Here is a 25,390-nt window from a genome sequence, read left to right as displayed (position 1 = left end):
AACTTAATGTCACGATTTTTTATTGATCGGCCCATATTTGCATGGGTGCTTGCTATCGTTGTTATGCTGGCAGGTATCTTAGCAATTAGAAGTTTGCCGGTTGCGCAGTATCCATCAATTGCACCACCTGCAATTAGTATTCAAGCCACATACCCTGGTGCGTCGGCCCGTACTCTAGAAGATACGGTTACACAGGTTATTGAACAAAAAATGAAAGGGCTAGATGGCTTGCTCTACATGTCGTCAACCTCAGAGTCTAACGGCTCAGCGACGTTAACCTTAACCTTTAGTGCAGATACAGACCCTGATATTGCACAGGTTCAAGTACAAAACAAATTGTCGCTTGCAACACCGTTATTACCAGAAGAAGTACAACGTCAAGGTGTCTCGGTTGCAAAATCGGCTCGTAACTTCTTAATGGTTGTAGGCTTTGTATCTGAAGACGGCAGTATGAACAACATCGATATTGGTGATTATGTTTCATCAAACGTGCTTGATATTATTTCTCGTGTAAACGGTGTAGGTGAAGTGCAGCTGTTTGGCTCTCAATATGCAATGCGTATTTGGTTAGACCCAGCTAAATTACTGAAGTACTCATTAACTCCTGCTGATATTAGTGCTGCAATCAGTGCTCAAAATGCGCAAGTTTCAGCAGGTCAATTAGGTGCGTTGCCAGCAGTAAGTGGCCAACAATTAAATGCAACGGTAACTGCACAAAGCCGCTTACAAACACCTGAGCAATTTCGAAATATATTTGTAAAAACCAATGCTGATGGTTCAGTTGTTCGTTTAAGTGACGTTGCTGATGTTGAATTAGGTGGTGAAAACTACGGTGTTGTTGCGCGTTTTAACGGCAAACCGGCATCAGGTTTAGGTGTTAAGCTTGCCAGTGGTGCTAATGCACTTGATACAGCTGATGGCGTAAAAGCGGCCCTTGGTGAGCTTGAGCCTTTCTTCCCTGAAGGTTTAACAACGGTTGTTCCTTACGATACGACGCCATTCGTCTCGCTTTCAATTGAAAAAGTTGTCAGCACTCTAATCGAAGCTGTTGTGCTGGTGTTCTTGGTAATGTACTTATTCTTACAGAACTTCAGAGCAACACTTATTCCGACTATTGCAGTACCTGTTGTATTGCTTGGTACGTTTGCTATCTTGCAAGTGTTTGGCTTCTCAATTAATACCTTAACCATGTTTGCGATGGTACTTGCCATTGGTCTACTTGTAGATGATGCAATCGTCGTGGTTGAAAACGTTGAACGTGTCATGACTGAAGAGAACTTATCTCCTCTTGAGGCAACACGTAAATCAATGGATGAAATCAAAGGTGCCCTTGTTGGTATCGCGATGGTGCTGTCGGCAGTATTCGTGCCTATGGCGTTCTTCCCTGGCTCAACAGGGGTTATTTATCGCCAGTTCTCAATTACCTTGGTAACTGCGATGAGTTTATCAGTACTTGTTGCATTGATTTTAACACCAGCTTTGTGTGCGACGATGCTAAAACCAAGTCATGTACATAACGATAAATCTTTATTTGGTCGTTTCTTCCTTGGCTTTAACCGTGGTTTTGACAGAACGAACTCGGGTACACAAGGTTTTGTGTCTCGCATGATCAAGCACAGTAAACGCTATTTACTTATTTACGGTTTAATCGTCGGTGGCATGGTGTTTATTTTCTCACAATTACCATCGGCATTCTTACCAGATGAAGACCAAGGTATTTTGTTTAACCAAGTAAGCTTACCTGCCGGTGCAACAACAGAGCAAACTTTAAAAGTTGTTGAAAAGATGGAACATCACTTCTTAGAAGAACAATCAGAAGCGGTTAAGTCTATCTTTACGGTAACAGGTTTCAGCTTTGCAGGTTCTGGTCAAAACGCGGCAATCGGCTTTGTGGGTTTAAAACACTGGGATGAACGTCAGCGTCCTGATTTAACTGTCGGTGCGGTTGCGGGTAAAGCCATGGGGTACTTCTCAACGATTAAAGAAGCGTTCGTGTTTGCTTTCCCACCTCCTGCGGTTGTTGAGCTTGGTACTGCAAACGGTTTCACCTTGTTCTTACAAGATAGGGTTGGTCTAGGTCACGAAAAACTACTTGAAGCACGCAACATGTTTTTAGGCATGGCTGCACAAAACCCGGTGTTATCAGGTGTGCGCCCGAATGGTCAAGAAGATAAACCTGAGCTAGAGCTAGATATTGATTTAGCAAAAGCCGAAGCATTAGGCCTAACTCAAGCAGATATCAATAATACGTTATCAACGGCTTGGGGTAGTAGCTATGTAAATGACTTTATTGACCGTGGTCGTGTGAAAAAAGTGTACTTACAAGGTACGCCAGAATCACGCATGGTACCAGAAGACTTAGATGAGTGGTATGTACGTAACGCCAATGGTGACATGGTGCCATTTACTGCCTTTGCTCATTCTTATTGGACTTATGGCTCACCGCGTCTTGAGCGTTATAACGGCTTTTCAGCGATGGAAATCCAAGGTGCTGCTGCTCCAGGCTACAGTACTGGTCAAGCGATGGCTGAAGTTGAGAAAATGGTTAAGAAATTACCACCGGGCGTATCGTTCGAATGGACAGGAATTTCATATGAAGAACGTTTAAGTGGTGGTCAAGCGCCATTACTTTATGCACTTTCATTGTTGGTTGTATTCCTATGTTTAGCGGCGTTATATGAAAGCTGGTCAGTTCCTGCTGCAGTTATGCTAATTGTACCGCTTGGTGTATTTGGTGCGTCGATTGCGTCATTTGTATTTAATTTATCAAACGATATTTATCTCCAAGTGGGTCTATTAACCACCATAGGTCTGGCATCAAAAAATGCCATCTTAATTGTAGAGTTTGCTATTCATAAAATGGATGAAGGTATGAAACTTGTCGATGCCGCGGTAGCAGCTATTCGTCTACGTTTACGTCCAATCTTTATGACATCAATGGCATTTGTGTGTGGTGTACTACCACTGGCAATTGCATCAAGTGCAGGCTCAGGTGCACAAAACGCACTAGGTATTGCTGTTATTGGCGGTACTCTTGCGTCATCGACCATCGTAGTAATTTTTGTGCCGCTGTTCTTTGTACTGGTGCGCCGAGTATTCCCAGGCAAAACAAAATCAACTAATGAGGAGCAGGCATAATGAAAGCTAAACTAATCTCAGTGTCTGTTGCTGCACTTATGTTATCTGCATGTAATATGGCGCCAGATATGGAGCAACGTGAATTACCCGTTGCTCAAAACTATGATATCCAAGGTACAGCGGGCGATATCAATGCGCTGAATTGGCAGTCATTTTTCAGTAATGCGCAGCTGCAACAGCTGATTGCGCTCACACTGGAAAACAACAAAGATATTAAAACTGCTGCACTGAATGTGCAGCAGGTTAGAGCAATGTATCAGATTGAAGATTCAGCGCTTTACCCAAGCATAGACCTAAATGCATCGGGTACTCGTCAGCGTCTTCCGGCAGATTTATCTGGTACTGGTCAAGCAAATATCTCTGAAAATTATTCAGCGACTGTTGGCTTAACCGCTTACGAAATTGATCTTTGGGGCAAAGTACGCAACCAATCAGAGCAAGCATTACAAAACCTATATTCGGCCGAGTACAGTTTAACCAGTGTGCGCATTAGTTTGATCTCCGAATTAGTGAATGCATGGCTTAACTATGCGACGGACAAAGAGCTTTTGGCACTTGCAAACGAGACTTTAAAGTCTCAGCAGGAGTCTTTAGAGCTAACCCGTAAAACATTTGCCCTCGGTGCAGCTTCTCAGTTAACGCTATCGCAACTTGAAAGCACAGTAGCAACCGCTAAGGTCGATATTGCAAACTATCAGCGTTTACTTAAGCGCGATAAAAATGCCCTCGATTTTCTAGTAGGTAAAACCGTCACTGCAGATTTATTACCAAGTGAAAGTATTGATGATGTACTTAGTTTGCCTGATGTGCCAGTAGGGTTACCGTCTGAGCTATTGACTCAGCGACCTGATATCAAAGCTGCAGAGCATGATTTATTGGCTGCCAATGCAAACATTGGTGTGGCAAAAGCGGCATTCTATCCAAGCATCAGTTTAACCGCGAATGCGGGGACAGCTTCAGCTGACTTGAGTAATCTTTTTGATTCAGGTTCTGGAACTTGGAGCTTTGTGCCTTCGGTAAACTTGCCCATTTTTAACATGGGTCGTAATCAAGCTAATCTCGATGTTGCAAAAGCTCAGCAAGAAATGGCTATAACCAGTTACGAGCAAACCATTCAACAGGCATTCAAAGAAGTCTCTGATGCCCTTGCTGATCGTGAAGGTTATATGCATCAGCTAGATGCCCTGAATGACTTGTATCAAAGTAATGAGCTATCTTTTACTTTATCGGATGCGCGTTTTCAAAAGGGTGCCGACAGCTACTTGCAAGTATTGGATGCACAACGAAATTGGTACAGTGCAGGACAACAGTTAATTTTGGGTAAGCAAGCGTATCTGGCGAGCCAAATTAATTTGTATAAAGCACTGGGTGGCGGCTGGAATGCACAAAAATCTGTGCAATAAATCAGCAAAAGCATAATTTATTTAAGGTTTTGCAGGTTCTTAGTTGTTTTGACTCTCCTCAAAGATTAAGATCCTGTAAACCTTGTTTAAATTAAAGTTAACCCTAGTCAGTAAAGCTTGGAGAAACCATGACGCAAAAAACGAAAAGACACAATGATCCTGCGCTTGCTGAGGCAAGACGTAATCAAGTGCTTTGTGCCGCAGCGGATTGTTTTCGACGTAAAGGCTATCATGGCGCAGGAATGGCTGAAATTTCTAAAACTGCAGGCATGAGCGCTGGCCATATTTATAATTACTTTGCCAGTAAAGAAGCAATTATAGAATCGATTGTAGAACGTGATATGGAAGAAATGTTCTCAATTTTTAAAGAGTTTGCTGATAAACCAGGCGACCGCGTTACTGTGTTGCTTGATGGTCTTGACAGAGGTGTTGAGCGCCATACCGATTTAAATCAAGGTGCACTTGATTTAGAAATGTTGGCCGAAGCTGCGCGTAATGAAAAAGTAGCTAACTTACTACGTGGCTCAGATACCCATGCCCGTGATTCAATGCGCGAATTATTAGTAGGTGAAAGAGGGCCGTTACAAGGAACGGCACTTGAAGAAGTAAATGCTCGTATTGAAGTGATGTTTTCTGTCATGGGGGGGCTCTTGTTGCGTAAGATGTTAAACCCAGATCTTAATATCAATGAGTTACATAAAGCGTTGCGTCCGGCAATGAAAACCTTGTTGTTACCGTTTGAATAAAGCGCTTGTTAAAAGCGCTCTATAGACCATTGGATTGCCATAATTGCAATTAGCACTGAGCCTGCTGGCATAATGGCTTTTTTGTACCAGGGGTTATTTCTAAGGAGCATTAGTAGCGGTAAACAAATAGCTAAAATAACCAGTTGACCAATCTCAACCCCTAAATTAAACGCTAAAATACTCATTAGCTGGTATTCATTTGATAAGCCAAGCTCACCTAACACACTCGCAAATCCCATACCGTGCAATAGACCAAAGCAGAAGGTGATCCAACCTAAACGGACAATCATTGGCCAAATATTATTTATTGCAGCAAATAATACTGAAAGCGCAATACCTAATTCTACCCATCGGGTGTTTGGCGATATGATATTCATTGCAGTTGCTGTGAGGGTCATTGAGTGAGCAAGCGTAAAAGCGGTGATGATCCACGCAGTATCAACAAGGATTTGTTTTTTAGACTCGACACGTTGCCACTCGCCTTGCTTACGTACTAACACACAGCCCAGCAATAGCGCGATTAAGAACAAAATATGATCTGTGCCCATCCAAATATGTAATATGCCTTGATGTACATATTCAATAAACGTTGTGGTGAAGCTTTGCTCTTTAAAGTTGATAACTTGTTTTGCCGTATTTTGTTCAAATACGCGGCTTGATTTAGCAATGGCGGCAATTGCTTGATGATGCTCATCTATATCAAATAGGGCTGTGTAATTAACTGTTATAGAACTATCAGATGGACAATCAACTTGTAGTGGCACATGGATATACGACTGATTAAAGTGGTTATTCACGCTGAGCTCACCTTTAAAAGCAACCTTGCAGCTTAGTTCTTGCTGTAAAACATTAAAATGGCTATTTAGGTAGTTAAAAATTGCTTGCTGCTGAGAGGTAATTTCATGCCATGTAATTACATTATCTTGATTTTTATCGAAGTTAATCGCTTTATCGAGGTCAGTCACAGAGGCTTGCCAAGAGCCAGTGAGTGAAAGTGTATGACTCGTTTGTTGTTCTAAAGTAAGGTAAGCGGTACTTTGCTGGTGGGCATAACTGGTAAAACTAAAAATCAATAGAAATAGCGTAAACAACAACGACTTTTTCATGTTTATTCCTAAGATAATACAGGCGGGCAAGTCTTATGCTCGAATGACCGCATTTCTTTTAAGATAAGTAAAAAGGGGCTGTTACTATAGCAAGTACACAGGTTTAACGGCTAGGTCATCTGTCTTAGAAATAGTGGCTTTGCTCGTGTTTTAATAATGAGTGTTTTGGCTTTGTAAGGTTAGTTGACGTTAAGTTCAGCTGTATAAAGAATTTCACTTGGGGAGACTGATTGTGAACCGCCAATCGGTTCTCGACTTATCGCCAGTAACGCAATATTTTGCGGTTTAAATAATGCATTTCGGGCAATTTCTTTACTGTCTGTTTTAGGTAATAAAGCAATAGGGATGGCGCTAGGGTAGCCTTTTAAACGGATCCATAACTGGTAGTCATAATTAGTTTCTATAATCCTATCACTAGCTGCTTTTAGTAAAATACTGTGATCGCTTATATCTAAATTCCAAAGTGGCTTATTAGATGAATCATAAAATGTCACTGAATGAGTGATTTTATCGCTAAATGACTCTTGCGGTTGCCAAGTAATTAACACCAATACAATACAGACTGCTGTGGCAATTGCACCCCAAGCCTTAACAATTCCATAGTTAGGGTCTTTTGCTTTCTTCTGTGTTGGTAAAAATATGGGGTCAATTCGTTTTGTGATTTTATCCCACACTTGTTGATCGGGTGGGTTAGATTCAATCGCGTTTTCTAAATTTTTTATATGCCTTTGCCATAATGATGTTGCGTATCGGGCTCGAGGAGAGGTGCGCATTAAGCGGCTAAATCTATCACGGGCATGGCCATGTAATGTGCCTAGAACGTATTCTGCTGCAAGTAAATTAAGTAGCGTTTGGTCATCGTATTTCATAACGAATTAGGCTCGAATTGATTTAAGTTTTTGACAAAAGCGACACTCAAACTCTGTGATTCTTAGTTTTTGCTTTTAATTTAGACTAGCAGGGAAAAACAGCTTGGCAAATTTATCAATCGTGCCTTGTGTAAATAATTGTAAGTTATTCATAAAGTTGTGAAAAAATGTCCTAAACTTAAAGTATAGGTTTTTAAATGAACGCTAAGTTACTGATTTTAAATAGCCAGCAAGGTTAAATAAGCCAGTTTTACTGGAGTGAAATTTGCAACGTACTATGCAATTAGAATAACAAGGAGTGATTATGTGGGCAGCATTTAGTTACTTAGCACTAGCGATTGTATTTATAATTGCAGCTATTCGGGTTGAAACAGTGTATTTTGCGCTGTTCTTTTATTGGACTGCATTGTCGTTACTGTTAGTCAGTGGCGCATACTTTTTTAATATCGCACGTATTTTTAGAAAACGAGAAAATGGTGTCATCCCCATTTACATACGGTGGGCATTCATTCCCTTTTTACTTGGCGCGCAACTTTATAATGCGTGGTCAAGAAAAAATGACAAAGTGCCACCACTGCAACAAATTAATGAGCATTTATTTTTAGCTTGTCGTTTATTTCCTTCAGATATAGACACCATGAAAGAGATGGGTATCACGGCTATTTTAGATGTGACGTGTGAATTTGATGGTCTTGAGTGGTCTTCTACCCAAGAGAATATTCGCTATTTAAATATCCCTGTACTTGATCATAGTGTGCCAACAAGCGCGCAATTACACCAAGCAATTAATTGGATTGATCACCAAGTTAAAGAAGATAGAAGGGTGGTTGTGCATTGTGCCCTTGGTCGAGGGCGCTCTGTCTTTGTGATGGCTGCTTACTTACTTAGCCAAAACAAAGATGCCGATGTGCACCAAGTACTGGCGCAAATTAAAGAGACACGTGAAACTGCAAATTTAAATAAACGTCAGCTGCGTCATCTTGTGAAACGTCATCGCCGTGGTGACTTATTAATAAAGAATAAAGCGGTGCTTATTGCTAATCCGGTTTCTGGCACAAAACTGTGGGAAGCAAAACGTAAGCAAATTACATCCCGCTTATCTGAGTATTATGATTTAACTGTTTATACAACGTCGGAACAGGTAAATGGTACTGAGTTAGCCAAAGAAGCACTTGAATTGAACCCTAATGTAGTCATTGCTTGTGGTGGTGATGGCACAGTAACAGAGGTTGCAAGTGTACTTGTTAATACAGACTGTAAGCTGGGGATTATTCCCCTTGGTACCGCCAATGCACTGGCGCATGTGCTAATGGGGATTAAATCGAAACTTATTCCTGTTGAACAAGCGTGTGAACTGATAATTGAAGGGCAGGCGAGTCGAATAGATACCGCTGTGTGCAATGGTGAGCGTATGTTATTACTTGCAGGCATTGGTTTTGAACAAAAGATGATTGAAAAAGCCCATCGTGATGCAAAAAATGAATCAGGGCAACTTGCGTATTTACAAGGGTTTTGGCAAGCATTAGGTGAGCATGAGGCGCAAGATTATCTGGTTACGCTTGATGATAACGAACCGCAAACAATTAATACCGCAAGTTTAATCATTGCCAACGCTGCGCCATTTACTACCTTACTTGCTCAATCTGCAGGGCAGCCAGATCATCAAGATGGTTTACTTGATGTAAATTGGTTAACACCCAGTGCGGACTCTAAAGCGAGTACACTCAGTATTGCTGAGTTAGTGTTTTCGAGTATTACGCAAACTAGTTTTGCAATTAATAGCCACCACACAAACGCAAAACGAGTAACAGTGAGTGCAGATGCTGGCTTAAGTTATGTAATAGATGGTGAGGTGAAAACGGCGGAAAAAATTGAAGTAGAGATATCACCGAAATCGCTTTCGGTGATTGACGCTGAAGGATAGCGCTTTTGCGTTATTTCTTAATGCTTTTCCATTGGAACGAGCCGTCATCAGCCGCGTTGTTATTGATAAAAGTATCAATATATAACTGTTCAACTTTTTCGCGCGCCCATGGTGTTTTTCGTAAAAATTTTAGGCTCGATTTTACACTCGGATCATTTTGAAAGCAGCGTACATCGACATGCGCTGCCATACCATCCCAACCAAGCTTTTTTTCAAGTTTAGTAACGATGTCAGCTAGCTTAATGCCATGCAACGGATTATTAGGTTGATTGTCCATGATAAATCTTAGGTTATTTGCAACCGCGCAATAGTAACCTATCTGTGAACGTTAAGCTAATTGACATGAATCGTTTTAGCCTGTTTGGGATAAATAATTTCACCATTTGCATTGAGTCTTAGCCATGCCAAATCACTGTTTGAAAAATTAGGCTGTTTGGCGCTGCAAATTAACGTCATCTCGCCAACGACGATATACGCACCTTCGGTATAGCGCTTATTTTCGTACCAGCATACTCTGTGATTGTTCAGCGTTTCTTGACCATCAATCACAACGAGGGGTTTTTCTTTCGCCATTGATTTATTCAAAAATAGTAAAATAACCAATGTAGTTAGAATTAAAATTTTCTTTAACAAATTACGTCTCCCGTTGGGCAGATTTGCATAACTACACTAAGCTTATGACAAGGAATAAATAATAAAAAGGTGAACACATGCAATTTGATAAAAATATGATTGACGAATTAACCCTCCTTGCAAAATTTCCCCGCGATTCTCAAATGCAGGGAATTAAAATTCACTCAGATGCCGAAAGCTCTATCAGAGATGCAGCAAAACGTCTTTATGATAAAGGCATCACGGATAGTCCTGATGGGGGCTACTTAACCGACTTGGGACTCGATTTAATTAATCATGTGAGTGTGATTAACTCAGCGCTAAGATAACAAATAAAAAAGGCCCGAATTATTCGGGCCTTTTACATTAATCATAGTAACACTTAAATCGCATCTGGTTGATTCTGCGGTGCAGCATCAATAAAGGCATCAAGCTTATTACATTGCTCATAAACTGCAGCAATTTTAGGGTATTTACTCATATCAACTTTAAAGCGTAAGGCATTAAATACTTGCGGCACGAGGCACACATCTGCAAGCGTTGGTTTGTTGCCCACACAAAAAGTGTTCGCTTCATCAAGTAGCTTTTCGATACTTTCAAAACCAACTTCTACCCAATGCTTATACCAGGTCGTTTTTGCTTCTTCATCAACACCAAGATCATTAGCTAAGTACTTTAATACGCGTAAATTATCGATAGGGTGAATATCGCACGCTACGGCATAACATAAATTACGGATCTGAGCTTTTTGCCACGCATCACCCGTTAGTAACGGTGTTTCTGGGTGGGTTTCTTCGAGCCACTCTAAAATAGCTAACGATTGTGCAAGTACACCTTGCTCAGTTTCAAGTGCTGGTAATAATCCTTGCGGGTTCTTTGCTAGGTACTCTTCACTTTGCTGTTCTGATTTTAATAAATTAACTGTCACTAATTCGTGATCAATATTCTTTAAATTAAGCGCAATGCGTACTCGGTATGCAGCTGATGAACGAAAATAGCTATAAAGTTTCATTATGCGTCCTGTTTACCAGTGAAATGTTTTTTAATAGTGCGCCAACAGTCTGTGTAGTTAGGTTGACGCTCTTTACCTTCAAGGGCATATTTTGTCGGTGAAATAACGTAACGTGATTCAAACATAAATGCCAAGGTGTTTTCGTAGCGTTGTGGTTCAAGCTGAGCATTTGATGCTTTTTCGAATACATCGGCTTCTGGGCCATGTGGCGACATACAGTTATGTAAGCTCGAACCACCTGGTACAAAGCCATGTTCTTTGGCATCGTATACACCTTCGATTAAGCCCATAAACTCACTCATGATATTACGGTGGTAATAAGGTGGGCGGAATGTGTTCTCAGCCACCATCCAACGTGGAGGGAAGATAGCAAAATCGATATTAGCAACACCTTCTGTACCCGATGGTGATGTTAATACAGTAAAGATTGATGGATCTGGGTGATCGTAACTTACTGTATTCATAACATTGAATCGAGCGAGGTCATACTTATAAGGTGCGCTATTACCTGTCCAAGCAACGACATCTAAAGGCGAGTGGCCAATATCACAACGGAACATATTGCCGTTGAATTTAGCAACTAGCTCAAAATCACCTTCAACATCTTCAAAAGCGGCTACAGGGTAGTGGAAGTCACGGTCATTGGCATAACCGTTGGCACCGACAGGGCCGCGCTCTGGTAAAATATAGGCATGGCCATAGTTTTCACAGATGTAGCCACGGGCTGTATCAGTAAGTAAATCGACAGCAAATTTAATACCGCGAGGTATAACCGCAATTTCACCAGCTCGAACGGTGAGTTTGCCGCATTCTGTTCTTAGTAATAGCTCACCTTGTTGCGGAACAAACAGCATTTCACCGTCAGCATTATAAAAGTAACGATGTTGCATTGATTTATTAGCAACATAAATATGAATACCAATACCTGTTTGTGCATTGGCACTGCCATTCGCAGCCATGGTGATTAAACCATCAATAAAATCAGTTGGCTGTGCAGGAATCTCAATTGGATCCCAACGTAGCATCGTCGGTGGCGTTGGCACTTCGGTGATAGGAGCTGTACGAATAAGGCCATTATCGATAGGCGTGTAATCACCTTGTACTACTGACGGGCGGATACGGTAAAACCAAGTTCGGCGGTTATCAGCTCGCGGCGCTGTAAATGCGGTTGTGCTGAATTGCTCAGCATATAAGTCGTATTTAACTTTTTGAGGGCTGAATTGACCGATAGGTAATGCACCGGGTAAGGCTTCGGTCTCAAATTCATTACCAAAGCCTGTCATATATTGTAATTCGTTATTCATCACTAGACTCCTGAAAGGTTTTAGGTAAGATACTCTCATGTGAGACTAAATTCAAACTACACAGAATTTACTTGTGTAAATATTTTTTGACAGTAGTGAAGCCATGACAACAGAACGAAAACAAATACTCGATTTACAACAGTTCTTACCTTATTCGTTAACCAACATTGCGATGCAGATGAGTGAGCAATTTAGTGAACTATATCAACAACAGTTTAATTTGACCGTGCCACAATGGCGTGTGATTGCGAATCTAGCGCAATACGGTGAGTGCAGTGCTAAAGAGCTATGCGATATGGCTCAAATGGACAAATCCACTGTGTCGAGGGCTGTAAAGTCATTATTATCAAGGGAATTGATAGTTGCCAAAGCGAATCCGACAGATAAACGTGCAAGTTTGCTATCACTATCTGCTGGAGGAATAGCGTTGCATGAACAGATTGTACCGCTTGCAAACGAGTGGCAAGCACGTCTAGTGAGTGGCTTAGATAGCCAAGCACTTCAACAATTTATGCACACGCTGAGTACACTTTCTGAGCAATTAAATAAAAATGTTTAAATCTGTAATCAAGGCTTTATAGCAATTGATTTAGACAATCGATACATATATGATAATGGCTATCATTTACAATTAGAAACTTGGATGTCCCCTCTTATGAAATTAGCGTTAAACACCGTGAAAACACTAGGTCTAAGCCTAGTATTAGCATCTACTTTTATTGCCCAACCTGTATTGGCAAATGGCCCAATTGGTGAGCACGTTAATCATCTAAAAGAAAATTTAAAAGATTATTCTGAAGACGTTGAATGGATGATCGGTAAAGTCGACACCATGGTTACCGATTACGAAACTAAAGGCGCAAAGGCTGTTAAAAGCGATGACTTAATTGAATTCTGGGAATCAGTAAAGTTTCACAGCGCGATTGAAACAAACTACGTACCGGTTTATGCATCAATCTGGCAAGGTATTTATGGTGTTAAAATGGCCATTGATGATAAAAAACCAGCAAGCGAAGTACGTGAGCATCAAAAGGCCTTAAATGCTGCCTTGTGGCAGGGTCTTGGAGCTGTTAAACTTGCTGCCGACTTCCAGCAAAAAGGCTTATTAAAAGCTGTAAAAGCAACTGCTTCTGAAACAATGACGCAAAGTGCTACTATCGATGAAATCAAACACAAATTAGACCGCGTTGTTGCAAAATACGCAGAGCGTTTAAGCGATGAAGCGACGCAAATTGTACATGATACTTACCTTCACTTATTCGAAGGTGTTGAAGGTACGCTTATCGAAAAAGATGCGAAGTTAGTAGAAGTTCTAGAAAAAGATTTTAACGTAACCCTGCCAAAAGCTATTTCTGATAAAAGTACTGTTGACCAAGTACGTGCAGTGGTTGTTGATATGCAAGAAAAATTAGATCGCGCTAAGGTGTTACTAGAAGAAGCCGAAAAAGCACGTAAGGATGTATTTTAGTGAAGCGTAGGACCTTTATTCAAGGCCTGGCTGCGTTTGGGGTAGTGGGCGCAATGCCACTATCTCTTTCACGTGCCTTTGCAGCAACAGCTGCAAGCCCAATTTCAGTGAATGACTTACCCGCCCTTGAGGGTGACCTAACATTATACCTAGGCCGTGGTGAAGGTGGTTTGTACGAAAACGTACTGCAATCTATCCAAAAGAAAAACCCAAAACTTAACTTATCAATTCGACGTGGCCCGACTGCTGCACTTGCCAACATGATAGTGGCGGAAGCTAAAGCAGGTGTTAAACGTGCTGATTTATTTTGGGCTGTTGACTCTGGTGCAATTGGTCTAGTCACCGACGCAGGTTTAGCTAAAGCCTTACCATCTGACTTAGAAGCGCAATTACAACCGCAGTTCCGCTATCCGGGCTGGGCACCTGTAACAGGTCGTATTCGTACATTGCCTTATAATACCAAGCGTTTAAGTAAAGATCAGATCCCAGATAGTATTATGGCAATTGCTGATAGCGATTTATCAATTGGTTGGGCACCGGCTTATGCATCATTCCAATCATTTGTCACAGCAATGCGCATTCTTGAAGGGGATGATAAAACTGCTAAATGGCTGAAGAAAGTTCAAAAACGTTCGAAAACCTATGCTGGTGAGCTTGGCGTAGTGATGGCCGTTGAACGTGGCGAAGTGGATATTGGTTTTGCAAACCATTATTACACATTACGCCTTAAGTCAGGCAAACCAGATGCTAACCTTGATCTTGCTTTCACCAATCAAGATGCAGGTTGCTTAGTTAATGCATCAGGTGTTTTATCGCTAACAGATAACCCGAATGCAATGAACTTTATGCGTTACTTACTAAGTGCTGAAGTACAAAGTTACTTAGCACGTGAAGCGTACGAAATTCCATTGATCCAAGGCATTGACCAGCCAGCTGGGTTACCAGCGTTAACGGATGTGTCACCGCCGAAAATCGATTTAACTCAATTGGCAGATTTAAGGCCAACACTCGACCTTATGCGCAGTAGCGGTGTTTTATAATGCGCATACCTGCTTCTTATCCGATGGCGCTGCTTGCAGCGCTTTTGGCGTTAGTGCCAGTTTATATATTGATCACTTTAGCGAGTGATGCGACGGCTGTTTTTGATAGTCACAATTTAAAAATTCTTGGTAACACCTTGTCACTTATGGTGTTAACAGTAATCGGCTCTATTTTAATTGGCGTGCCTCTGGCGTTTATTAGTGCCTATGTTCAACTTCCTTTTAAAAAAATTTGGCTTGTATTGTTTGCCGCTCCTCTGGCAATTCCAAGCTATATTGGTGCGTTTACCTTGTATGCAGCATTTGGCCCCGGTGGTGAGATAAATCAGCTGTTGGGCTTTGAAACGCCGCCTATGTATGGCTTAACGGGTGCTGCCATTGTAATGACGCTATACACGTTTCCGTTTGTTATGCTTACGACGCGTTCATCTTTACTCAGTCTAGATGCCAGCATGGTAAATGCAGCTCGTACTTTAGGTATGTCGATGACAATGAGCGTGTTTAAAGTAATCTTGCCCCGTGTTATCAACGGTATTGCGGCGGGTTCATTGCTGGTTGCGCTTTATACCTTATCAGATTTTGGTACACCGGCGATGATGCGCTTAGACACCTTTACTCGGGTGATCTATGTTGAATACAACGCCTTTGGCTTAAGTCGTGCCGCGATGTTATCGTTACAATTAATGGTGATAGTCGGTTTTTTACTGTTCATTGAATCGCAAATTAAAACGGCTTCAGAGCGCCACGGTAGACCGCTGATGTTATTCCCATCGAACAGCCAGAAATTAGCCATGCTAGTGACTTTTCTACCTGTTTTATTACTGGCTATTTGTTTGCCGCTAGCTATTTTTACCCTGTGGCTTGCCCGTGATGGTGTTGCTGATTTTGATTTCAGTATTGCGTGGAATTCGGCTTATGCGTCTGGCATTGCAGCTATTGTCGCTGTTGTTGTTGCAGTACCTGTAGCGCATGCTGCCTTAAGCGGTAAAGTAGGGCGCATTATGGAGCGGGTGACTTATTTCGGGTTTGGTATTCCGGGTATCGTGATGGGTACTGCACTTGTTTATGGGGGCCTGCAATTACCGCTTTTATACCAAACTCTGGCATTATTAGTGATTGCCTATGTACTGCGCTTTTTACCGCTGGCAGTTGGCTCTGTGCGTACCAGCACTGAACACTTAGATTCGAGTTTAATCAAATCGGCACGTGTATTAGGTGCCAGCCCCCGCGAAGCATTTATGCGTATTACCTTACCTTTAACACTGCGCGGTATTATTGCCGGCGCAGCTTTGGTATTTTTAGAATCAATGCGTGAGCTTGAAGCGACATTGTTACTTGGTCCAACAGGGTTTGAAACCCTTTCAACCTATTTATGGCGTGTTTATGAAGCCGGTTACTTTGGACGCGCTGCTATACCTGGCTTATTGTTAGTAGTGATATCAGCATGCGGCTTAGCTATAATGCTCTCAGGTGAAAAGCGCAGTCAATTAGAACATTAAGGATCAGTTTAATGCTATCAGTTAGTAAGCTGTCTATCGATTATGGTAGCAATCGTGTGGTAAGTGAACTCAACTTATCACTTGGGGAAAGTGAGATCCTCATGCTAGTTGGTCCAACTGGCTGTGGTAAAAGTACAATCTTACAAGCGTTAGCTGGACTTATTCCTATCAGCGAAGGCGAAATTAATTTAGGCTCATGGCGGGCAACACCTAAATTAAAAGTACCACCAGAAAAACGAAAAGTAGGAATGGTATTTCAAGACTTTGCGTTATTTCCGCATTTAACGGTACAGCAAAATATTTGCTTTAGATTAACCGATACCTCAAAAGCTGATCATTGGATTAAGTTATTGGGTCTTGAAGCATTTCGTGATAAAAAGCCTTCCACCTTATCGGGTGGTCAAAAGCAGCGTGTAGCGCTTGCCCGTACACTTGCTCACGAACCAGACTTTGTATTGCTTGACGAGCCTTTATCAAACCTAGATGCGGCTTTAAAAGACACCCTACGTTGGGATATTCGTAATGCATTAAAAGATGCAGGCGTTCCAGCTATTTGGGTAACCCATGACCAAGAAGAAGCCTTATCTGTCGGTGATCGTGTTGGCGTACTGAAAGAAGGCATAATTCAGCAAATAGATACCCCTGAACGCTGCTTTAGCTTACCAAGCAATCGCTTTGTGGCACGCTTTTTAGGTGAAGCAAGTTTCATTGCCGGTAATTGTGAAGGTGATATTGCCACCACTGATTTAGGTAATGCTCCAGCTATTAGGGTTGATCATGATACTGCGAAGGTTGATGTACTACTTCGCCCTGATGATGTTCATCTTATTCAAAATGCTGATACCAGTAATGGTAAAGTGACATGGGTACGTTACGAAGGTGGCAGTCGCTTATGCGCTGTTAAATTAGCGTGTGATACTGTAGTGACAAGCCGTGTCAGCCATGAAGTGATGGTTCGCCCAGGTGATGCAGTGCATGTTTCTATCAATACAACACACCCACTTGCGGTTTACGCAGCTTAAATAAAAATATTTGTGCAGGTCTTAATGGCCTGCATTTTTTAGAAAGCTTTCAGCCTTCAGCCTTCAGCCCTCAGACGCGATGTAAAATCGCTGCGACTTCTTAACTTGCTAACTTTACTCTTGAGCTTTACTCTTGCTAACTTTCCCCTAGAAGCTTTACTCTCGTATCTCGTATCTCGTATCTCGTATCTCGTATCTCGTATCTACAACCATTCCCGGCTAAAGCCAGTCCTACTAAAGGACATGTCAGCTACTTGGTTTTAGGTACTGAACTCGATGTAAAATCGCTGCTACTAGTAACTTACTAACTTTACTCTTGCTAACTTTCCCCTAGTAACTTTACTCTCGTAACTTGTAATAGCTAACTTTCCACCAATACGTAAAAAGCCCGCCAGTAGGGGCGGGCTTTTGTTTTATAACAAGGTTAACTCGTTATTAGAATGTATAACGTACACCTACACGCATTTCCCAAACTGATGCGCTGCTTTGTGTTGCAGTTTTACCATTGTTAGGGTTGAAGTTTGAATATACGTAACGACCTTGGTCATCAAGGTCTACAGTTACCATGCTGTTACCAACAAAGCTACCTTTCTTAAGTACGCCCCAGTCATCGTTTAACATGTTTGTTAAGTTATCGATAACGAAGAACACTTCACCTTTGTGACCAGGCATAAAACCAGGTAACTCTTGGGTCATCTTGAAGTTAACTTTAGTGAACCAATCAGCATTTTGACGGTTACGACCAGAGATTTCACCGCGCTCAAGGCCTTGAGCAGAAATCCACTCGTTAAACTCAGTTACTTCTTCAGGTGTCATGTCGTAAACAACATTCGGGTCATTTACTTCAGGGATATACATTAACTGACGACTACCGTTTGAGTTGTTATCACCCCAAACATCATTGTCTCTATCATCAAACGTGTAGCTGTAAGGTAGACCTTTGTACGTTTCGCTGAATAGGTTGAAACGAGTGTTGTAACCATCAAACAACTCAGTTGTATAACCTAATGTCATAGTAAAGCGATGTGGGATCTCGTAATCAGATGTGTGTGCACCTGGATTAGTCGGATCATATGTCGCTAAGTTACCGTAGTTTGAGCTCGCTACCGAACTTGTCATAGGGTTAACATCAGTTGAATCAGTGTAAGCGTAAGCTAGTTGTACGCTAATACCGTTATCAAAACGCTTGCTCATTGCAGCTGAGATTACATGAGACTCACCGCTGTCACCACTTACGTTTGTAAGTAATAAGTCACCGCTACGACCAGTTTCTTTTTCTTCAAGAATTGGGCGACCATCAAATGTAGTGTTACCTGAATCTTGTAACGCGATATCTTGTAAGATTGCAGCATCTTTACGTTTAGTGAATAAGTAATCTAGTGAGAATACGTACTCATCTTCAGTTGTGTATGTTGCACCAACTGAGTACTTCCACTCTGACGGCATTTCGAAATCTGGGTCAACAGCATTTACAGACGAGTCACCTGAACCAATAACTGTGTTTGCAACTTCATCATACATTTCTTGTGGTACTTCGTAACCTGGAGTACCACCGTTTACTGTTGGGGTATTAAATAAATCTACACCTGAACGGTAAGTACTAATGTTTGTGATACCATCGTTTGAGTATGAGTTAGATAACCATACATTCGGGTTACCACCAGAGAATAAGCCAACACCTGCGCGTACTTCTAATGCATCAGTTGCGTACCATTCAAAACCAACACGTGGCTGGATTAAATCGATGCCGTCGAATGTAGATTGGTTACTGAAACCGTAGCGATTAGTGAAGTTTTCATTGTAGTTAGGTGTGTCGTCACTTGTGTATTTGTCGTAACGTAGACCAAACGTTAATGTCGCATCTAAATCTGTGAAGCTGTACTCATCTTGAACGTATAATGTATGTTGAGCGTATGAGAAGCTTGCAGCAGCATCTGTTGGATCGTTAGTACCTGCAGCGTTGTTGTAGTAGATACGTGCAGCTTGGCCTGCTTCAAAATCATCCACAGAGTTAAAACGCCACTCACCTTGAGTGTGCTGAACGAATTGGTTGAATACGTCTAATTCTTCAAACTCATAACCTGCAGTAATTGTGTGTTGATCAAGGTAGTATGTACCTGCAATTTTTGCTGTTACTGTTTCGTAGCTAAGAGCATTAGATTGACGCGAGTCATCTGGACCAATGTAGATTGTACCACCATCTTCTGTACGAATTTGCATTTCACCAAAGCTGCTTGCTGCATCTAAAGAGCGAACAGTCTGGTCTAATTCTGATTTACCTAGACGAATTTCAGTAGAGAAGCTGTCTGACCAATCTGAGTAAAGTGAACCAATGATTGATGTAAATTCAGCACTTTGTTTGAAGAAGTGATTATCTAAAGTAACAGTGTTGCTGTAAGCATCTGATTGAGACAGTGTAAAACCATCGTTATAGTTATAGACTAAGTTAGCACGGTGATCGTCATTGATGTTCCAGTCAAGTTTAACTAAGATTTTTTCATCTTCAACTGGTGCGCTTGATGGCATGCCACCTGCGTCATAACCGTAAACATCTTGAGCGATTTGCTGTACACGTGCAACATCAGCTGCTGAAACACTACCTGTGTCTAGGCCGCCGTAGTTGTATTGTTTTACACCTTCAAGTTTTTCGTAAGATGTGAATAAGAAAAGGCTATCTTTTATTAGTGGTAAACCAACGTTGAAGCCGTAACGTTTTTCGGTGTAATCACCGTTATCGTAGTCTTCGCCTTCGATTTTATCGCCTTTCATTGAATCATTTGTGTAATCGAAGAACATACCACCGTGTACTTCATTACCACCTGATTTAGTAACAGCGTTGATGTTACATGATGTGAAACCACCATATTGAACATCAAAAGGTGCTAGTTCAACTGCAACCTGTTCGATTGAATCAAAAGAGAAAGGAGCACGGATTGTAGGGTAACCGTTAGAGCTTAAACCGAAGTTATCGTTCATACGAACGCCGTCAAGCGTTAAGCTGTTGAAACGAGGGTTACCACCACCACAGTTGATTGAACCGCGGCTATCGTCAATTGTTACACGTGGGTCGATACGAACGATATCTTTTAAGTCACGGTTGATAGCTGGTTGGTTTTCTAAATCTTCAAGAGTGAACGTTGCAGCTGGACCTGTACCACCAGACATACGGCTGATAGGACGACCAGTAACTACGATTTGTTCTACATCAGATTGTCTCTCTAACGTAACATTAACTGGGTAGTCAGCACCAACTTGTAGGTTGATGTTGTTGAATGTTTGATCTGCGAATACGTCAGAATCAACAACAACGCGGTAAGGACCACCTACACGTAGGCCTTTTGCTGTGAAGTAACCCGCATCGTTCGTTTCAGTTTCTTTAGTTGAACCTGAAGGTAAGTGAACGATAGTAATCTTAGTGCCAGCAGCAGGGTTGCCGTTTGGACCTTTGATTTGACCCTTGATAGCAGATGTTGTTTCATTTGCTAACGCTGCACCACTCACACCAACACATGCTGCAATAGCAAGTGATAGAGCTGTTTTGCGGAGTTGGATTTTCATTATGTTATTTCCCGTGTTAGAGGTTATGTTTCATTTATAGTTTGCTGTCAGTTGGCATCTTAAGTGCCTTTACTAACGGTTTTGCTGATTTATCAAATAATGTATTTAATAAACCAGCCAATCTTATCCCACCTTGTTGTAGGCGAGTTTTAACAACTGGTAAGTTTTTATAGATATAACTATAACTTACGTTTGTTTCATTTTCTTTATACAGAGAGTTTGCAATGTTATTAGATTCGATCAACCAATCGCTAGGTGAACTGGCAAGATAGTCCGTTATTAACGCTTGATTTGTTGTATTTATAAATTGCGCAAACTCAGTATAGGACAAATTTTCATTTTCAATGAGTTTTGTGTCCCATAAGCTATGTAAATTGGTATCTTGACCGAAAAATGTGACAGAAATATTGTTGCCACCCCGATCTTCGCCTCGACCAGCATGAAAAGGTTGGTGGCTATCACCAACAAGGTGAACTAAAAAGCGTAATGCAAATTGCTTTTCACCGAGAGAGGCTTTTGGGTTTTGTAAAACTGATATTGAATATTCCATGCCTTCAAGGATGTCTGACACGGTTTCTTTATTATGGTGGGCATGTGAGTCGTAATGAGGCTTAGCATCGCCTTCTTTGAAATTTATGTAATGCCAGCGTGAAGATTTTTTTTGCCAAAACGTTTCAGGCGCAGAACGCATTTCATCAGCCCATGTTGCAACTTGTGGTAAAGAATCACCATCAAGTAAAGGAACTAATGCTTGCTTAGTGGTGTCAGTAATATGCTTAGATGCAATTTCACCAATAATACGGTGACCATTCTGACCCCATGCATTTGCAGGGTTACTTAACAACACAGAAATAACTGGTGTCGATAACAGCAACATTTTTATTGTTTTTTGTAACATTGACTCAGTGTCCAAAATGAATGTGCCCTGAAGCACGATTTCTTGGTGTGTATTTTCCTGAATTTAAAAACAAATAGAAAGGACTCAATAAGATTCATAATTTCTTGTTCATATATTCTGTTTTTCAATAACTTACAATATTCAGGTAAAATTACCTGTTGTAATAAGTAAGAATAATTGTTCAAATAGAGACAACGGAGCGTTGTTGGCTATTAAAATTGAATTTAAGAACAATACTAATAAAAAAATCGTCGATTGTTACATTTTTGTTTCTGTCACTAATTTTGTTTTTTTATATCGGAATTTTGCAGGGTAAACCGCCTGTTTCTGATATCGATGCATTTATTGAAACATCATTCCAATGTGATACTAAATCAGAGGTTAACCTTAATGAACTGGTGGTGTATTCATCAGGTAAAGTGTTGGCTGAGGATGTTGCTAAAACCCTATGCGCAGATGACATCATTAGTAAACAATATGGCAAGGTCACCTCTTATTGGGGTTATAAAACCTCAGACACAATTGAGTTTTTAGGTAAAGGGATAGCAGATTTGATCCTTGCTAAAGAAAACTTGATTAATGCCTTTATGGCCGAGTCAACCTATAACTATCAAGCGGTTGTTGGCTTCCCAGATTACACTGCTTATTTAATTTCGAGTAAAGAAAAGCCCCGAATTGAAAAAAGTTATTTTTTAGACAAGCGTATTGGCTTACTTGATTATCCAACGAGTCGCTCTGGGCACATTTTACCTAAGCAATTATTTAAAAAATTAGACATCAACCTAGAAAACCTAAATATCACTTATGCCAGTTCACATACAGAATTAAGAGAGTTACTTGCAAGCGGTAAAGTCGATTTAATCTCTTCTTATTGGCAAGATAGTGATCAGCAACGCTTTTCAATCAATTACATTACGCCTATCCGTGACAATATAAGTGGCAGTCGTTGGTATTTAAAAATGCAAGATGAGAACACCGACCTTTTATGTGCTGTTCAAACACGCCTAACTCAGTTAGCCCATAATCAGAATTCCCATTACTTTAATCATGTTGAGTCTTTTTGGGAATGTGACTTAAACCAGCAAACAATGAAAGTAGGGGATAGCAATGCTGCCAATTAGAATAAAGCTTGCTTATGGGGCGGTTTTTCTATGCTGTTGTTTGGCTTTATTTGCCACCTTTATTACTGCAAAAGCTTATAAGACAACAACTAATGATGCACTGACTCTAGCAAAAGTTGAAAACCGTATTGCTCTTGATTTAAATCACTTAAATTTACCTGATGATTTTTTAAAGCATTCAGGTAGTAAAGACATGGTACTCAACTATATCGCGCGTCTTAATGCTCAGTTAAAAGATTCGGGCGTGATGGTTTATTCAATTGAAGGGATCTCTGATTATCCTGCCCGTGCAGATTTAATTACTAAACAATTGCATGCACCACAAAAGTCGCTAACGGTAAGCTTTGTTGTCGCATCGTCTTTATTTTCAAAAAATGATATTGCTGTATTAATTCTAGTGAGTTTGGTGTCTGCTGCACTAACGTATTTATTATTTATAAGTGAGCGTACTAAAATTCAAATTGCAAAACATGAGCCTGAGGTTGAAATACAAGCTGTAGAAAAACCTAAATTGATAGTTGATCTTCAAAATAAAACCTTGGCTGCCAGTTGTGCTGTTGATAAAACCGTTGCACTTGCTAATAAGCCGCTGTGCTTTTATCTTGCATTGGTTGAGTTTTGTATTGAGCACCCAGATGTAGTGCTTAATCAAAATAAAGATGTACCAGAAGAATTGCTGACTTTAGCGAACAAGTATTTTTACCGGTTAGTTGAGCTTGGCCATACAATACGTAAGCGCCCAAACTTTACCAATAGTTTAGAAAAAACATTAAGTGAAATTCGTGCTGCACTTGATGAAGTTTGGCAAGATCAGCTAGAGATAAAAGAAACCTATTATCCGCCTAAGGCCCATGGTGAAGGCTCCCGTTCGCGTTTACATCATTACGGATTGAAATCGATTGAGATTGCCGATATTGAAGTCATAGGCAAATAATCTAGTTTAAAAGTAAAAAGGGAAGTCATTGACTTCCCTTTTGCTTGTTAAAGATTATTGAGTACATCTTATTGTTGTTTAGGCGCATAATCAGCCGCTTTAACAGGGCTATTTTGCTCAAAGAAACGTTTTAATGCCTGTGCATCTGTATCATCTGTACTCACAAAGCCTTTTTTGTCGGTAAGAGTAGGGTAGCCGTCACCACCAGAGGCATTATAACTGTTAATACTCATACGATATATTTTAGCCATATCAAGTGGCTTTCCAGCAATCTTTACATCAGATAAGGCGTCATTGTCGCGTTTAAAGCTCAACTTATAATATTGTAAGTAGGCACCTGAATCAGGTGGGAAAGACGTAACCACAGACAAGTAATCAAATAACTCCTGGCCTGTCATATCAATATAAGTGATACGGTTTTTAAAAGGATGAACTTTTAAAATATCTTTATAACTGACATCACCTTCTTGAATGCTATCGCGAATACCGCCACCACTGATCAAACCAAAATCAGCACCCACAGATTGCATTTGAGCAGCAATTATTACGCGTGCTAAGTTAACTTGCTCGTAGCGCACCTTGTTACGGTCACCTTCAAGTTTTGCATCAACGGCGCCAATTTTACCGGCAATTTGAGCAGCGCCTTTTTGCTGATAAACAGCAAGTACGTCTTGTAAGCTTTTGTTTGGTTCGATGTAATCAGCTGCCAACTTCTTATTGCCATTTTCATCATCGATATATAGGTTAACTGGAATAAGTGCGTAATTAAGAAGTGTTAATTGGCCCTTTTCTAATTTGAATTCAGCCTTACCTACATATTTACCCCACTCATGGGCTTGCATGATCCAAGTGCCATTTTGTTGATCTGGTTTACATGCTTTACCTGGCATGAAGCTTTCGTCAGCAATATTTGCCTCTTTCATACAAACAGGTTCTTGTGAATGACCGCCAACAATAATATCAAGCATGCCTTTTGGTAAGTTACGCGCCATGGTTACATCACCCGGCGCATTAATCCCAAAGTTCGCATCAACATAGTGACCCATGTGCGTGACAGCAATGGTGATGTCAGGGTTGTACTGTTTTTCAATTTCTGGGGCTAACTTTGCAGTAACCTCTGTTGGGTCTTTAAATTCTAGGCCACCGATATATTGAGGATTACCTATTTTAGCTGTATCTGTGGTTGTTAAGCCGATTACAGCAATCTTAAGGCCATTTTTTTCAAAGATTTTATAACCTTGATAGCGTGCTTCACCGGTTGTTTTATCGATGATATTGGCTGATAGAAATGGAAAGTTAGACCATCTTTGTTGTTGATCGAGTACTGCTAGAGGATTGTCAAACTCATGGTTACCAATTGCCATTGCGTCATAGCCAATTAAAGACATACCTTTAAAATCGGGCTCTGCGTGTTGTAAGTCTGACTCTGGAATACCGGTATTGATATCGCCGCCTGACAGCAATAACACAGCATGGCCTTTTGCTTTAGCATCGGTTCTTAATTGATCGATTAAAGTTTTACGGGCTGCCATACCATACTCGCCTTGCTCGTTGTGCCAAAAGCGACCGTGGTTATCATTGGTATGAAGTAGAGTTAAATATTGTACTGAATCAGTATTATTCGAAGATGAGCTACATGCGGTTAGGGTAACCAGTAGCGAAGTTAATAAAAAAAAGCGCATAATTGTTTGCCTGATTAGAGCAGTAGGTTAATTAAGCGCTTAGTTTAAACGACT

At 40.9% G+C, this 25,390-nt stretch carries 21 protein-coding genes; 12 read left to right on the top strand and 9 right to left on the bottom strand.

Going from position 1 to position 25,390, the window contains the following annotated elements; translation table 11 throughout:
• The first annotated feature begins 6 nt into the window (after window positions 1-6).
• From C2M33_RS00585 to C2M33_RS00575, 3 genes are all read left to right on the top strand, one after another.
• On the top strand, window positions 7-3,138 hold the full coding sequence (locus C2M33_RS00585) for an efflux RND transporter permease subunit (protein WP_105173389.1): 3,132 nt from the start codon (window positions 7-9) through the stop codon (window positions 3,136-3,138).
• Entirely contained in the window at window positions 3,138-4,541 is a 1,404-nt protein-coding gene (locus C2M33_RS00580) for an efflux transporter outer membrane subunit (RefSeq protein ID WP_105173388.1), read from the top strand. Before C2M33_RS00585 ends, C2M33_RS00580 begins: the two co-directional genes overlap by 1 nt.
• Window positions 4,542-4,669: 128 nt before the next feature.
• Window positions 4,670-5,287 (top strand): TetR/AcrR family transcriptional regulator, encoded by a 618-nt coding sequence (locus C2M33_RS00575; RefSeq protein WP_105173387.1) that lies wholly within the window; start codon window positions 4,670-4,672, stop codon window positions 5,285-5,287.
• An 8-nt stretch (window positions 5,288-5,295) separates the two neighbouring features.
• Here C2M33_RS00575 and C2M33_RS00570 read toward each other — a convergent pair whose 3' ends face one another.
• Both C2M33_RS00570 and C2M33_RS00565 read right to left on the bottom strand, forming a co-directional pair.
• Complete coding sequence (locus tag C2M33_RS00570; RefSeq protein ID WP_105173386.1) at window positions 5,296-6,393, bottom strand: HupE/UreJ family protein; 1,098 nt, start codon at window positions 6,391-6,393, stop codon at window positions 5,296-5,298.
• Window positions 6,394-6,572: 179 nt separating this feature from the next.
• A complete protein-coding gene (locus C2M33_RS00565) occupies window positions 6,573-7,262 on the bottom strand; it encodes an anti-sigma factor (RefSeq protein ID WP_105173385.1) in 690 nt (229 codons plus the stop codon).
• 304 nt (window positions 7,263-7,566) lie between these two features.
• Here C2M33_RS00565 and C2M33_RS00560 point away from each other — a divergent pair, with 304 nt between their 5' ends.
• Window positions 7,567-9,186: a diacylglycerol kinase family protein gene (locus C2M33_RS00560; protein WP_105173384.1), complete on the top strand. Its 1,620-nt coding sequence runs from the start codon at window positions 7,567-7,569 to the stop codon at window positions 9,184-9,186.
• 10 nt (window positions 9,187-9,196) lie between these two features.
• On the opposite strand, the gene C2M33_RS00555 is transcribed toward C2M33_RS00560, so the two are convergent.
• Complete coding sequence (locus C2M33_RS00555) at window positions 9,197-9,463, bottom strand: VF530 family DNA-binding protein (protein WP_105173383.1); 267 nt, start codon at window positions 9,461-9,463, stop codon at window positions 9,197-9,199.
• Window positions 9,464-9,519: 56 nt separating this feature from the next.
• Window positions 9,520-9,819, bottom strand: coding sequence for a DUF1496 domain-containing protein (locus C2M33_RS00550; RefSeq protein ID WP_105173382.1), 300 nt, complete (start codon window positions 9,817-9,819; stop codon window positions 9,520-9,522).
• A 77-nt stretch (window positions 9,820-9,896) separates the two neighbouring features.
• On the opposite strand from C2M33_RS00550, the gene C2M33_RS00545 reads away from it, so the two are divergent.
• Complete coding sequence (locus tag C2M33_RS00545; protein ID WP_063703665.1) at window positions 9,897-10,127, top strand: TIGR02647 family protein; 231 nt, start codon at window positions 9,897-9,899, stop codon at window positions 10,125-10,127.
• A 53-nt stretch (window positions 10,128-10,180) separates the two neighbouring features.
• Here the strand turns inward: C2M33_RS00545 and maiA are convergent, their stop codons facing one another.
• Together maiA and hmgA are read right to left on the bottom strand one after the other, a co-directional pair.
• On the bottom strand, window positions 10,181-10,810 hold the full coding sequence (gene maiA / locus C2M33_RS00540; RefSeq protein WP_105173381.1) for a maleylacetoacetate isomerase: 630 nt from the start codon (window positions 10,808-10,810) through the stop codon (window positions 10,181-10,183).
• Window positions 10,810-12,114: a homogentisate 1,2-dioxygenase gene (gene hmgA, locus C2M33_RS00535; protein ID WP_105173380.1), complete on the bottom strand. Its 1,305-nt coding sequence runs from the start codon at window positions 12,112-12,114 to the stop codon at window positions 10,810-10,812. Before hmgA ends, maiA begins: the two co-directional genes overlap by 1 nt.
• Window positions 12,115-12,217: 103 nt before the next feature.
• Between hmgA and C2M33_RS00530 the strand changes: the two genes are divergently transcribed.
• The 5 genes from C2M33_RS00530 (at window position 12,218) to C2M33_RS00510 (ending at window position 17,143) form a co-directional block, all read left to right on the top strand.
• Window positions 12,218-12,673: a MarR family winged helix-turn-helix transcriptional regulator gene (locus C2M33_RS00530; protein ID WP_105173379.1), complete on the top strand. Its 456-nt coding sequence runs from the start codon at window positions 12,218-12,220 to the stop codon at window positions 12,671-12,673.
• 96 nt (window positions 12,674-12,769) lie between these two features.
• Entirely contained in the window at window positions 12,770-13,582 is an 813-nt protein-coding gene (locus tag C2M33_RS00525) for a hypothetical protein (protein ID WP_105173378.1), read from the top strand.
• On the top strand, window positions 13,582-14,622 hold the full coding sequence (locus C2M33_RS00520; protein WP_105173377.1) for an extracellular solute-binding protein: 1,041 nt from the start codon (window positions 13,582-13,584) through the stop codon (window positions 14,620-14,622). Before C2M33_RS00525 ends, C2M33_RS00520 begins: the two co-directional genes overlap by 1 nt.
• A complete protein-coding gene (locus C2M33_RS00515) occupies window positions 14,622-16,121 on the top strand; it encodes an ABC transporter permease (RefSeq protein WP_105173376.1) in 1,500 nt (499 codons plus the stop codon). Before C2M33_RS00520 ends, C2M33_RS00515 begins: the two co-directional genes overlap by 1 nt.
• 11 nt (window positions 16,122-16,132) lie before the next feature.
• Window positions 16,133-17,143, top strand: a complete 1,011-nt coding sequence (locus tag C2M33_RS00510; protein WP_105173375.1) for an ABC transporter ATP-binding protein — start codon at window positions 16,133-16,135, stop codon at window positions 17,141-17,143.
• 435 nt (window positions 17,144-17,578) lie between these two features.
• Here C2M33_RS00510 and C2M33_RS00505 read toward each other — a convergent pair whose 3' ends face one another.
• Window positions 17,579-20,701 carry a TonB-dependent receptor gene (locus tag C2M33_RS00505; protein ID WP_105173374.1) on the bottom strand — a complete coding sequence of 1,041 codons (3,123 nt, stop codon included), beginning with the start codon at window positions 20,699-20,701 and terminating at the stop codon, window positions 17,579-17,581.
• A gap of 34 nt (window positions 20,702-20,735) precedes the next feature.
• Window positions 20,736-21,599 (bottom strand): S1/P1 nuclease, encoded by an 864-nt coding sequence (locus C2M33_RS00500; RefSeq protein ID WP_063703683.1) that lies wholly within the window; start codon window positions 21,597-21,599, stop codon window positions 20,736-20,738.
• 218 nt (window positions 21,600-21,817) lie between these two features.
• On the opposite strand from C2M33_RS00500, the gene C2M33_RS00495 reads away from it, so the two are divergent.
• Together C2M33_RS00495 and C2M33_RS00490 are read left to right on the top strand one after the other, a co-directional pair.
• A complete protein-coding gene (locus tag C2M33_RS00495) occupies window positions 21,818-22,720 on the top strand; it encodes a hypothetical protein (RefSeq protein WP_063703685.1) in 903 nt (300 codons plus the stop codon).
• Complete coding sequence (locus C2M33_RS00490; RefSeq protein WP_233999064.1) at window positions 22,707-23,654, top strand: hypothetical protein; 948 nt, start codon at window positions 22,707-22,709, stop codon at window positions 23,652-23,654. Before C2M33_RS00495 ends, C2M33_RS00490 begins: the two co-directional genes overlap by 14 nt.
• A 68-nt stretch (window positions 23,655-23,722) precedes the next feature.
• Here the strand turns inward: C2M33_RS00490 and ushA are convergent, their stop codons facing one another.
• Window positions 23,723-25,336, bottom strand: a complete 1,614-nt coding sequence (ushA, locus tag C2M33_RS00485; protein ID WP_105173373.1) for a bifunctional UDP-sugar hydrolase/5'-nucleotidase UshA — start codon at window positions 25,334-25,336, stop codon at window positions 23,723-23,725.
• Window positions 25,337-25,390: the final 54 nt, after the last annotated feature.

Origin of the sequence: Pseudoalteromonas sp. T1lg122 (assembly GCF_002964825.1) — a bacterium.
GTDB classification, from domain to species: Bacteria; Pseudomonadota; Gammaproteobacteria; order Enterobacterales; family Alteromonadaceae; genus Pseudoalteromonas; species Pseudoalteromonas gelatinilytica.
The sequence above is the reverse complement of the archived record's forward strand: the minus strand, read 5'-3'. Positions and strand labels throughout refer to the sequence as shown.